Origin of the sequence: Clostridium sp. MB05, from assembly GCF_046581255.1 — a bacterium.
Classification (GTDB): Bacteria; Bacillota; Clostridia; order Clostridiales; family Clostridiaceae; genus Clostridium.
Genome location: NZ_CP174370.1, coordinates 1262382 through 1274818 on the forward strand (window position 1 = coordinate 1262382; position 12437 = coordinate 1274818).

The 12437-nt window shown below is 27.9% G+C and carries 11 protein-coding genes; 10 read left to right on the forward strand and 1 reads right to left on the reverse strand.

The window, feature by feature from the left end; all coding sequences use genetic code 11:
* Window positions 1-127 precede the first annotated feature (127 nt).
* The 7 genes from ACH36K_RS06015 (at window position 128) to ACH36K_RS06045 (ending at window position 7819) form a co-directional block, all read left to right on the forward strand.
* Window positions 128-583 carry a GyrI-like domain-containing protein gene (locus ACH36K_RS06015; RefSeq protein WP_411170047.1) on the forward strand — a complete coding sequence of 152 codons (456 nt, stop codon included), beginning with the start codon at window positions 128-130 and terminating at the stop codon, window positions 581-583.
* A 151-nt stretch (window positions 584-734) separates the two neighbouring features.
* The gene (gene smpB / locus ACH36K_RS06020; protein ID WP_411170048.1) at window positions 735-1205 is read left to right on the forward strand and encodes an SsrA-binding protein SmpB; all 471 of its coding nucleotides are present in this window, start codon (window positions 735-737) and stop codon (window positions 1203-1205) included.
* 154 nt (window positions 1206-1359) lie between these two features.
* Window positions 1360-3261 carry a sigma-54-dependent Fis family transcriptional regulator gene (locus ACH36K_RS06025; protein WP_411170049.1) on the forward strand — a complete coding sequence of 634 codons (1902 nt, stop codon included), beginning with the start codon at window positions 1360-1362 and terminating at the stop codon, window positions 3259-3261.
* A gap of 222 nt (window positions 3262-3483) precedes the next feature.
* Window positions 3484-4650, forward strand: coding sequence for an iron-containing alcohol dehydrogenase (locus tag ACH36K_RS06030; protein ID WP_411170050.1), 1167 nt, complete (start codon window positions 3484-3486; stop codon window positions 4648-4650).
* Window positions 4651-4843: 193 nt separating this feature from the next.
* Window positions 4844-5731, forward strand: a complete 888-nt coding sequence (locus ACH36K_RS06035; protein ID WP_411170051.1) for a sulfide/dihydroorotate dehydrogenase-like FAD/NAD-binding protein — start codon at window positions 4844-4846, stop codon at window positions 5729-5731.
* A gap of 2 nt (window positions 5732-5733) precedes the next feature.
* Window positions 5734-7125 (forward strand): NADPH-dependent glutamate synthase, encoded by a 1392-nt coding sequence (gene gltA / locus ACH36K_RS06040; RefSeq protein ID WP_411170659.1) that lies wholly within the window; start codon window positions 5734-5736, stop codon window positions 7123-7125.
* A 295-nt stretch (window positions 7126-7420) separates the two neighbouring features.
* Entirely contained in the window at window positions 7421-7819 is a 399-nt protein-coding gene (locus ACH36K_RS06045; protein ID WP_411170052.1) for an RrF2 family transcriptional regulator, read from the forward strand.
* A gap of 104 nt (window positions 7820-7923) precedes the next feature.
* Here the strand turns inward: ACH36K_RS06045 and ACH36K_RS06050 are convergent, their stop codons facing one another.
* Window positions 7924-9189 (reverse strand): amidase domain-containing protein, encoded by a 1266-nt coding sequence (locus ACH36K_RS06050; protein ID WP_411170053.1) that lies wholly within the window; start codon window positions 9187-9189, stop codon window positions 7924-7926.
* Between the two features lie 260 nt (window positions 9190-9449).
* Here ACH36K_RS06050 and ACH36K_RS06055 point away from each other — a divergent pair, with 260 nt between their 5' ends.
* From ACH36K_RS06055 to ACH36K_RS06065, 3 genes are all read left to right on the forward strand, one after another.
* Window positions 9450-10439: a Gfo/Idh/MocA family protein gene (locus ACH36K_RS06055; RefSeq protein ID WP_411170054.1), complete on the forward strand. Its 990-nt coding sequence runs from the start codon at window positions 9450-9452 to the stop codon at window positions 10437-10439.
* Window positions 10440-10729: 290 nt separating this feature from the next.
* Window positions 10730-11422: an RNA polymerase sigma-I factor gene (gene sigI, locus ACH36K_RS06060; RefSeq protein WP_411170055.1), complete on the forward strand. Its 693-nt coding sequence runs from the start codon at window positions 10730-10732 to the stop codon at window positions 11420-11422.
* Window position 11423: 1 nt separating this feature from the next.
* Window positions 11424-12392, forward strand: coding sequence for a hypothetical protein (locus ACH36K_RS06065; protein WP_411170056.1), 969 nt, complete (start codon window positions 11424-11426; stop codon window positions 12390-12392).
* Window positions 12393-12437 lie beyond the last annotated feature (45 nt).

Sequence of the window (12437 nt, forward strand, 5' to 3'; positions counted from 1 at the left end):
TAAAAATAATTTATAAATTAACATATAATTAATTGATTTATAATATTTTAAAAAAGATAGTGATTATTTTTTTATAATATGATATTTTTGAGTTGTTATAGATATCAATGTAAAAGGAGAAAAATATATGGATATTAGAATTGAAAAAATAAAAAAATGTAGGGTTGCATATGTAAGGGGAGTTGGTCCCTATGGAGCTTCTAACATTCAAGTAATGGCGAATTTAAAAAAATGGGCAGAAGAAAAAAATTTATTTGATGAAGAAGCAATAATATATGGTATTCCTCAAGATAATCCCCAAATAACAGCTCCAAAAGATTGTCGCTATGATGCATGTATAGTTATTTCAAATGATTATCAAATAGATGATTCAATTAATGAAGCTGAACTTAATGCTGGAGAATATGCAGTTTATAAAATTAAACATACAGAAGAAGATATTAAAAAAGCATGGAAAGAAATATTCATTAATTTAGAAAATGCAGGATATAAAATTGATAACAAGCCAACTATTGAGAGATATTCTAATGATATGGTTAACAAAGGATATTGTGAAATATGTGTACCTATAAAAAAGTTATAACTTAAAGGTTATTTTGAAAATACAAATTTAAGTTCCGTAATAAAAATCAAATAACAATAATAAAAGATATTATTAATTGTGGTATATAGTGTAATTACTATGTTATACTATAGATAGTAATAGAAGGATAGAAACGTGTGGTGAGTTAGAAATGGTAAGGAAGAAAAATAGTAATACATTAGCTGAAAATAGAAAAGCTAGACACGATTATTTTGTAGAAGAAGCTATAGAAGCTGGAATAGCTTTAGTTGGTACAGAAGTTAAATCAATAAGAGCGGGAAAATGTAATTTAAAAGAGTCTTATGCAGATGTAGAAAATGGTGAAATTACTATAAAAGGTATGCATATAAGTCCTTATGAGCAAGGAAATATATTTAATGTTGATCCTTTAAGAGAAAGAAAGCTCTTACTTCATAAAGAACAAATATCAAGATTTGCAGGTCTTGTATCACAGCAAGGATTCACTTTAATACCTTTATCATTATATTTGAAAGAGGGTAAGGTAAAGGTTGCCCTTGGTTTATGCAGAGGTAAAAAGAATTATGATAAGAGAGATTCAATGCTTGAAAAGGCTCATAAGAGAGATATAGAAAGACAGTTAAAAAACTCTACAAGATATTAATAAAGAAATAAAGTTTAAAAGGGACTATAATCTTAATTTTTTAATAATTTAAGATTATAGTCTTAGTATTTTGTAGAAAAATTATCAATCTAATAGTAAACTTATATTATACAGAAAAATATTAGTATGAAAAAGTATTAAGAGGTAAGTGGTCATGTATAATAAAAATTTATTAATTAAGAAATCTCATAAAAGAAGTGAAATCTATGGAGTTGAAAAAAGTAGCAATCACTCTAAAACTATATTATATGGAGAAGAACTTACAAAGGTATTAGATTTAAATAAAGAACTAATAGAAATATCTAAGCCGTATATAGATATGGTGGTTGAATCTGTAGAGGATAAGGATTTTATAATAATATTAACAGATAATAATGGATGTATTCTTTATATAAGAGGAGCTAATGAAATAAAAGGGGAATTAGAAAAGTTAAATTTAAAAGTTGGTGCCTATATGGATGAAAAAAATATAGGAACAAATGCAATGGGAACAGCTATAAAGGAAAATACATGTCTTCAAATAACTGCAAAAGAGCATTATATAACAATATTTCAAAGCTTAACTTGTTCTGCAGCACCTATTCATAATAGTAAAGGAGAAATAATAGGAACTTTAAATTTAACAGGAAAAAGCAACATGAAGCATCCTCATACTTTAGGGTTAGTTATTTTTGGAGTTAAAGCTATAGAAAATGAATTATACAGAATAAAAACTAACTATATATTAAACCAAACCTACAATTATATGAAAACTGTTATAGAAAATGTTGATAAAGGAATAATGATTGTTGATATATATGGGAAAATTATAAATATAAATGAATTAGGCCTTAGTATTTTAGATAAAAAAAATCATAATTTAATAAATGAAGATATAAATTACATTATACCAAACTTTCAAAACATAGTAGACAGAATATCAAATAATAATGAAATAATAACTAAAGAAATAAAATTAAGTCATGCAAGTAGATATAAAACAGAAGTTATACTTAAAGGCATTAAACATAATGAAAAGATAATAGGGATTGTAGTTACTTTAACAAAAGTTAAAGAAAAAAATAAAGAAAATAATTTTACAGGAGCTTTTTTTACATTTAACGATATTATAGGAGAAAGTGATGCTATTAAAAATGTTATAACTAACTGTAAGATCATAGCGAATAGCCCTTCTACAGTATTGATACAGGGAGAAAGTGGAACAGGTAAGGAAGTCCTAGCACAATCAATTCATAATTATAGCTTAAGAAAAAATAATAAGTTTATAGCAATAAACTGCGGTGCTATACCAGCTAATATTATTGAGAGTGAGCTTTTTGGATATGAGGATGGGACCTTTACTGGAGGTAAAAAGGGAGGCCGAATAGGAAAGTTTGAAATTGCTAATGGTGGAACACTGTTTTTAGATGAAATAGGAGAAATGCCACTTGATATGCAAGTTAAATTATTAAGAGTCCTTCAAGAGGGGAGAGTAACTAGGCTTGGAGGAAGCAGAGAAATTCCAGTAGATATGAGAGTAATAGCTGCAACAAATAAGGACTTAAAAAGGGAAGTTATAAAAGGAACATTTAGAGAAGATTTATATTATAGATTATGTGTTATTCCTATAAAATTACCTCCACTTAGAGAACGAAAAGGTGATATAAGAAAGCTTATAGAATATTTTTTAAGTATGAAATCAATAAAATTAGAAAAAGATATACCAGATATAAGCAAGGATTTATTTAATAGGCTATTAGCATATAATTGGCCAGGGAATATAAGACAATTAGAAAATTGTATAGAAAATATAGTCAACTTAAATGGAGAATTATCTGCAGATATAATAGATGAATGTGAAGAAAAGAGAAATGAAATTTTGAATATAAAAAACAAAGACATAATTATAGAAGAAGCTAAAGAAGAATGCTTTAACTTAGAAGAAATTGAAAAGATAGCAATAAGAAATGCTATAGAGCATAATAAATATAATATGACAAAGACAGCAAAGGCTTTAGGAATAAGCAGAAATACTTTGTACCTTAAGATAAAAAAATACAATCTAGATGTAGATTAACTTAATTGTAACATAATAAGACAATGTCCTAAAATAGAACAGTAATTTTCATTAAACTGTTTTATTTTAGGACATATTTATTTTTGGAATTATATAAAATGTGGCAAAGTCAATAATTTAACAATGTTGTTAAAGAAATAACTAATTGGCATGAGTCTTGCTATTTAAATTAATGTAACTTAGTAAGAAATAAATTATATATAAACTTTAGGAGGTTTTATTATGGCTCGTTTCACATTACCAAGAGACTTATATCATGGAGAAGGATCATTAGAAGTATTAAAAACATTAAAAGGTAAGAAAGCAATGGTTGTAGTTGGCGGAGGGTCAATGAAACGTTTTGGATTCTTAGATAAGGTAGAAAGCTATTTAAAAGAAGCAGGAATGGAAGTTGAACTTTTTGAAGGAGTAGAACCAGATCCATCTGTTGAAACTGTTATGAGTGGTGCAGAGGCTATGAGAAAATTTGAGCCTGATTGGATAGTTGCAATGGGTGGTGGATCACCAATAGATGCAGCAAAAGCAATGTGGATTTTCTACGAATATCCAGACTTTACATTTGAACAAGCAGTTGTTCCATTTGGATTACCAGAACTTAGACAAAAAGCTAAATTTGTAGCAATTCCATCAACAAGTGGTACAGCTACAGAAGTGACAGCATTTTCAGTAATAACAGACTATAAAGCAAAAATTAAATATCCTCTAGCAGATTTTAATATAACTCCAGATATTGCTATAGTAGATCCAGAACTTGCACAAACTATGCCACCTAAGCTTGTAGCACATACTGGAATGGATGCATTAACTCATGCTATAGAAGCATACACTGCATCATTAAGATCGAACTTCTCAGACCCATTAGCTATGAAAGCTATTGAAATGGTTAAAGAAAATTTATTTAAATCATATAATGGAGATAAAGAAGCTAGAAACTTAATGCATGAGGCACAATGTTTAGCAGGAATGGCATTCTCAAATGCTTTACTTGGAATAGTTCACTCTATGGCCCATAAAACAGGAGCTGTATTCCATATTCCTCATGGATGTGCAAATGCTATATTCTTACCATATGTAATTCAATACAATAGAGTTAACTGTGAAGATAGATATGCAGATATAGCTAGAGCATTAAAATTAAAGGGTGAAACTAATACAGAATTAACAGATTCATTAATAGAAATGATAAATGATTTAAATACAGAATTAAATATTCCACACACAGTTAAAGAATATGGAGTAACAGAAGAAGACTTTAAAGCGAATCTTAAATTTATTTCTCACAATGCAGTTTTAGATGCATGTACAGGATCTAATCCAAGAGAAATTGACGATGCAACAATGGAAAAACTATTTGAATGCACATATTATGGAACTAAAGTTAATTTCTAAAATGCTTTAAATTTTAAAATTAATAGATTGATTTTAAGGTTATCTTGAACTGAATTCATTTTCTTTTTAAGATAACCTTGTTTTGGGATTAACCTAAAAATGCAAAGATAAAACAAAATTAAAGTTAAGAATTGTATGAATATTTAAAAAATGGTAAGATTAAATTACATAGAAAATAGTTGGGGGGACAAGTATGTATAAGATAGTCAAAAAAAGAGAACTTACAGACAATATATACCTTATGGATATAGAAGCACCAAGAGTTGCTAAATCAGCTAAACCAGGTCAATTTATAATTATAAAAAATGATGATAAGGGTGAAAGAATACCACTAACTATAGCAGACTATAATAAGAGTGAGGGGACTGTTACTATAGTATTTCAAGCTGTAGGAAGAGGAACAAAGGAATTAGCTAATTTTAAAGAAGGAGATTATGTTTTAGATTTTGTTGGACCTTTAGGACAGCCTAGTGAATTTATACATGAGGATTTAGAAGAGCTTAAAAATAAGAAAATAATATTTATAGCAGGAGGCGTAGGGGCAGCTCCAGTATATCCACAAGTTAAATGGATGCATGAAAATGGTATAGCTTGTGATGTAATAGTTGGAAGTAGAACTAAGGATTTATTAATATTAGAAGATGAAATGAAAAGTGTTGCAGGTAATTTATATATAGCAACAGACGATGGAACATATGGTTTTAATGGTAGAGTAACAGATTGCTTAAAATATTTAGTTGAAGAAAAAGGTAATAAATATGATCATGCAATAGTAATAGGACCTATGATAATGATGAAGTTTATGGCTATGCTTACTAAAGAACTAAATATCCCAACTACAGTAAGCTTAAATCCAATAATGGTTGATGGAACAGGGATGTGCGGGGCATGTAGAGTTACAGTAGGTGGAAAAGTAAAATTTGCTTGTGTAGATGGACCTGAATTTGATGGACATTTAGTTGATTTTGATGAATCAATGAGAAGACAGGCTATGTACAAAACTGAAGAAGGTAGATCTCAGTTGAAAATAGAAGAAGGGGACACTCATAATCACGGCGGTTGTGGATGCAAGGTAGAATAGTTATGAATATGCAAGATAGAATGAAAAGAGTACCTGTTTCAGAACAAGATCCAGATATAAGAGCAAAAAACTTTGAAGAAGTTTGTTTAGGATATCTAGATGAAGAAGCTGTAAAAGAAGCAAATAGATGTTTAACTTGTAAAAACCCAAAGTGTGTAGATGGATGTCCAGTATCTATTGATATTCCAGGATTTATAGCATATATGAAGGATGGAGAATTTGAATTAGCTGCTAAAGAAGTAGCAAGATATAGTGCATTACCAGCAGTTTGTGGTAGAGTATGTCCACAAGAAAGTCAATGCGAAGGAAAGTGCGTATTAGGAATTAAAGGTGAACCAGTTTCAATAGGTAAATTAGAAAGATTTATTGCAGACTGGTCAAGAAAGCATAATGTAGAATTAGCAGTAACGGAACCTTTAAAAGATAAGAAAGTAGCAGTTATAGGAAGCGGTCCTGCAGGGTTAACTTGTGCAGGAGATTTAGCTAAAAGGGGTTATGATGTGACTATCTTTGAAGCTTTACATGAGCCTGGTGGAGTTTTAGTTTATGGAATTCCAGAGTTTAGATTACCTAAGGAAGATGTAGTTAAAGCTGAAATTGAAAACATAAAAAAATTAGGAGTAAAGATAGAAACTAACGTTATAATAGGTAGAACTATAACTATAGATGAATTAATGGAAGATGAGAAGTTTGATGCAGTATTTATAGGATCAGGAGCAGGACTTCCTAAGTTTATGGGAATACCAGGGGAAAATGCAAATGGAGTTTTATCTGCAAATGAATTCTTAACAAGAGTAAATTTAATGAAGGCATTTAAAGAAGAATATCATACACCTGTTAAAATAGGAAAAAGAGTTGCTGTAGTAGGTGGAGGAAATGTTGCTATGGATGCGGCAAGAACTGCTTTAAGGTTAGGTTCAGAAAGTCATATTGTTTATAGGCGAAGTGAATCTGAGCTTCCAGCAAGAGTCGAGGAAGTACATCATGCTAAAGAAGAAGGAGTTATTTTCGATGTTTTAACCAATCCAACAGAAATTTTAGTAGATGAAAATGGCTGGGTAAAAGGCATGAAATGTGTTGAAATGGAACTTGGAGAACCTGACGAATCAGGAAGAAGAAAGCCTGTAGTTAAAGAAGGTTCAGAATATGTTATGGATGTTGATACAGTTATAATGTCTCTTGGAACCTCTCCTAATCCACTTATTTCATCAACCACAAAGGGACTTGAAACTAATAAGTGGAAATGTATAGTAGCAGATGAAAATGGGCTTACAACAAAAGAAGGTGTTTATGCAGGAGGAGATGCTGTTACAGGAGCAGCAACTGTTATTTTAGCTATGGGAGCTGGTAAAAAAGCTGCTGAAGCCATAGATGAATACTTAAGTAAAAAATAGTGATTAAGGGAGTTATTTCTAACATGAAATTCATTAAGCGTAAGCTTAATTCGTTAGAAATAACTCTTTTTCATATATTTCCCTGCGATTTAATGATTAAGTATTAAAAAATTATCGAATTTATTAAAAAAAACGTTAATATTTAATATTTTTTTTATAAATTTAGTATAAAGTTATAGTATAATTTAATTAATGAATTTTTATATAGTTAGTAATTATTTAATATAATTCGTCAAAAAGTTATCAATGAATTTAAAGATTAACGAGAATTATTAAACGAAAGAGAGTGATTTCCATGTACTTATCAAAATTTACTGATTACTCATTCAGGGCCTTGGTATACTTAGCAGAAAATAGAGATAAACTTTGTACTGTAGAAGAGTTAGCAAAAAAATTAGAGATTTCAGAACATCACTTAAAGAAAATAATACATAAACTCGCTAAAACAGATTTAATAATATCTATTAAGGGAAGAGCTGGTGGGTTAAAGCTAGGGTTAGATCCGGAAGATATAAATTTAGGAGAGGTTGTACATATTACTGAGGATAATCTAAATATTGCTAATTGTTTTAATAAAGAAGACTGTTGCCCATTCATGGACTCTGGATGCAAACTAAAGGGAATAATGAACGAATCTTTAAAAGCATTCCTTAATGAATTTTCAAGATATACTTTACAAGATTTACTTAAGTAAATCTAAGTTATTCATTAGAAAACAAATAAAATAGGTTATATCTTAATTAAAAATTTGGATATAACCTATTTTATTTTACCTATAATTTCTTATATATAAATCTATTATTTTAAAGATATTATATAAAATTTAGAATTTTTATTGCTCCATCCTAAATCAAAAGGAACTTTATACTTGTCAATTGAATTAGAATTTATTAAAGGATAACCAGAATTATCAAAGCCTGTTATTATAGCACTATGTTCAATATAATCACCATTTTTATATATTACTAAGTCACCAAGTTTAATTCTATTATTGGAATTATCCATAGTGTTTAATACATTCTCAAAGGAACCAGAAAAGGATACAAATGCTTTATTAGTAGATAAAAGATGATTTAAAAGTTTCTCAGCATTAACCCAAGATTGGCTTGCCAGTACACCCTTTGAGTTATTATATTTATAAGACCAGTCTTTATCCTGGGGCATTTTACCACCTTCATCATAATCACCTAAACATTGAGATACAAAATTAGTACAGTTACCACATCCAGCTTCGTAAGTATAGTAATTTGAGTTATATTTATTATTTAAATTAGTTGAAAAGGAAATGCCAGAATACTTATTAGCATAATTTACAGCAGCTTCTCTATTATAAAGTTCACTTCCTTTTGGACTATTATCAATATTAAAATTCAAGTTGTATGATTTAAACTTAGTTAAAGGAATAATCTTTTCAGTTAAATTAAAATCATAATTTTCTAAGCCACCTTCAAAGCAATCTTGATAATAATCTTTAGTTATTATATAGGAATTTCCAAAAGTTTGTAATTCTAATGTGTGAATTAAAGAAACTCCGAAGTTATTAATTTTTTCTGATGTGTCATTATATACATAATCAAATTTATATTCTTCGCTTGAAGTTAACTTATATGTATTATCTTTTATTTTTAAATTTTTAATTTGAGGAACAGACTCAATACTTTTAAAGCTAATATTTCTTTCATTTGCCCAATCTCTTAAATAAGCAATTCTTTTAAACTCATGCTTTAAAGAGTAACTACTAAAGGTTTGAGAAGTATCATAAAATTTATAAAGTTCTTCAACATTACCAGTAACAAAAGCTTCATTACGAGTGCTATATAAATTGTTTAAAAATAAGATAATAGATGCTTCTACATTTTTATCAGTATCAGTTATAAAAGTACCAACATTTGCAATTGGCTCAGTTTCATATCCTTCGCTAAATAAACATGAAGGAACAAAATATGAGTTTGAAGTTTTAGAAATAAAAAAGATAAAATTAGATATAAGAAGAATGGGAATTAAAAAATAACTTCCTACTAATAATATTTTTTTTCTCTCTAAATCCTTAAAGATATTTCTCATGAAAAAACCTCCTGAAGAAATTTATGGTATTCAAAATACAATATTTCTTCTTATATTTTTATAAAAACAAAAATTTAATAATAGTAGTATGTGCATTAAAAATATAAATATTATTAGTTTATATAAATAAGAAAATTAATTTATATAAAAGTCTTAATAAAGTTAATAAATACAAATTTTCTTTAATAGAAAATGATAAATATATAGGATATAATTAAAATATAAAATTAAAATGGAGCAAATGAGTTGGAGGGATAATTATGATTAATATTGGAGTTATAGGAACAAACTTTATAACTGAATGGCTTATAGCTGGAGGTAGAGAAGTCGAAGGTGTAAAAATATCAGCAGTTTACTCAAGAACAGAGGAAAAAGCAAAGGAGTTTGCAGAAAAATTCAATATAGAAAATGTATTTACAAACTTAGAGGAAATGGCTAAGAGTGATTTATTAGATGCAGTTTATATAGCTTCACCTAATGCAATGCATGCAAAACAAGCAATACTATTTTTAAATAATAAAAAGCATGTATTATGTGAAAAGGCATTTGCGTCAAATACTAAAGAGGTAAATGAAATGATAAATGCAGCAAAAGAAAATGATGTTGTTTTAATGGAAGCTATGAAAACAACATTACTTCCTAATTTTAGAGTTATAAAAGATAACTTACATAAAATAGGTAAGGTTAGAAAATATTTTGCAAGCTTTTGTCAATATTCATCAAGATATGATAAGTATAAAGCAGGTGAAATTTTAAATGCCTTTAAAAGAGAATTATCAAATGGTGCTCTTATGGATATAGGTGTATATTGCATAGCACCAATGGTAAATCTTTTTGGTAAGCCAAAAACAATAAAAGCAAATGGAATAATGCTAAAAACAGGAGTAGATGGAGAAGGAAGTATAGTCTTCGGGTATGATGACATGGAAGGCGTAGTTATATATTCAAAGATAAGCAATTCATATCTTCCGTCAGAAATCCAAGGGGAAGAGGGAAGCATTATAATAGATAAGATAAACAGTTTTGAAAATATAAAAATAGTTTATAGAGATGGTAGAGAAGAAAATTTATCATTAGAACATAAAGAAGCTAATATGTGCTACGAGGTAGAGGAGTTTGCAAATTTAATTAGAAATAATGAGAAAGAGTCAAAGATTAATTCGTTAAAGGTTTCTAAAGATGTTATTGAAGTTATAGAAGAAGCTAGAAAGCAAATAGGAATTGAGTATCCAGCTGACGAAGATAGATAATATTCACATAAAAAAGTAAAATGTATGATAGTGAATTATGATTAAATTGATTTGAGACTTTTAACAAATCTACTAGTATAGCTATTAAAGAAAAATCTAAATATTTATAAAGGAGTAAGTGAATTTTTAAAATTTATTTACTCCTTTTTTCTTTTACATTATAAAATTTCCTATCCTTTACTTACCATTATAAAAAGCTTATCTATAATGATAAAATTATAGAAAATATTTGTTATAGTACCTTAAATTTTATATTCGCTCTTACGAATAGTATTGTAGAGAGGTGAGTTATGCTAAGTGATATTAATGAAAAGGTAATGGAACTAAAAAATGATGAAAAGAAAATAAATGATTTTATTGAGGAGTATAAGCCTTTTATTATAGCTTATTGCAACAAGTCCCTAAAAAGATATATTGATACAACTAATGATGATGAGTACAGTATTGCACTGATGGCATTTTATGAAGCAATAAAAGGATATAACATAGATAAGGGAAGTTTTTTATCATATTCACAAAGAGTTATTAAGCTTAGATTAATTGATTATTATAGAAGAAATAAAAAAATGCTAATGGAAAAAGTAATAGAATATGACGGAGATAATAGGGACAAGTTTATAAATAATAGGTCTATAGAAAATTATAAATTAGAGGATATAAGCTATTTAAGAAAGCTTGAAATTGAAGATCTTACTAAAGAATTAATAAAATATAATATAACATTTAAAGATTTAGTTAAAGCTTCTCCAAAATGGAAATCTACTCGTATTAAATATAACAAAATACTTAATTACATAATAAAAAGTGAGGAAGTTATAGAAGAAATAATAAAAAATAATAAGCTTCCAATATCAATAATTGAAGAAAATGTAGGGGTACCCCGAAAAACTATAGAAAGATCGCGAAAGTATATAATATCAGTGATAATAATTCTTTTAGGTGATTATCACTATATAAAAGAATACATAAGTTTGGAGGTGTAAAGTGAAAAAAGCCTTGGTAGTAGAAGCAAGTGATAACTATATTGTTACTCTTGATAATAAAGGAAAATTTAAAAAAATTAAGAATAAAATGAATCTCAAAATTGGAGATGAATATGAAAAAAGTGAGGGAATAAGTGTGAAAAAGGGAATTGTATTTGCAACATCATTAGCTTTATTATTAGGTATGGGGGGATTTGGATATTCTTACGCTACCCCAACAGATTATTTAACTCTTGATATTAATCCTAGTATAAAACTTACTACAAACAGATATAACAAAGTTTTAGAGGTAGAATCATTAAACTCAGATGGGGAAGCTATTAGTAAGGATTTAAAAGTTAAAAATAAAAGTGTGAAAGATGCTATAAAATTATTAGTAGAATCAGCAACAGATAATGGATATATAGTTAAAAATGATGACAATGCAGTTATGATTACATCAACAAGTGATGAAGTATTAAATGATGCAGAAGTTGGAGTAGAAGAAGGACTAAAAGAAGAAGAAATAGTAAACACTGAGGTAATAAAAGAAAACATAAATAAAGAAAGATTTGAAGAAGCAGAAAGATTAGGTATATCCCCAGGAAAGGTAAACTTAATTCAAAAGCTTCAAGCAGTGTCACCAGATGTAACTTTAGATGAATATTCTAATGCTCCTGTTAAAGATATAATGAAGAAAATAAAAGAGCAAAGAGTTATAAATAAGGAAGAAAATAAGACAGAAGAAAATAATTCTCAAAATAAAGAGGAAAATATAAATAATGAAGAACAAGAAAAAGCTATAGAAAAGAAAGAAGAAAATAAATCAAAAGAAAATTCTTCTAATTCAAAAGAAAAGATAAATGAAAATGCTAATAGTAATAGTCAAAAAAATGATAATAACGAAAAAAAAGAACAAGATAGAGAAAATAAGTCAGAAGTAAACAACAATAAACCAGAGGATAAGAAACCTTCAAAAAATAATAATTAGATAGATGCGAGACTGTATCAAGATTGAATTTAATATTTAATTTGA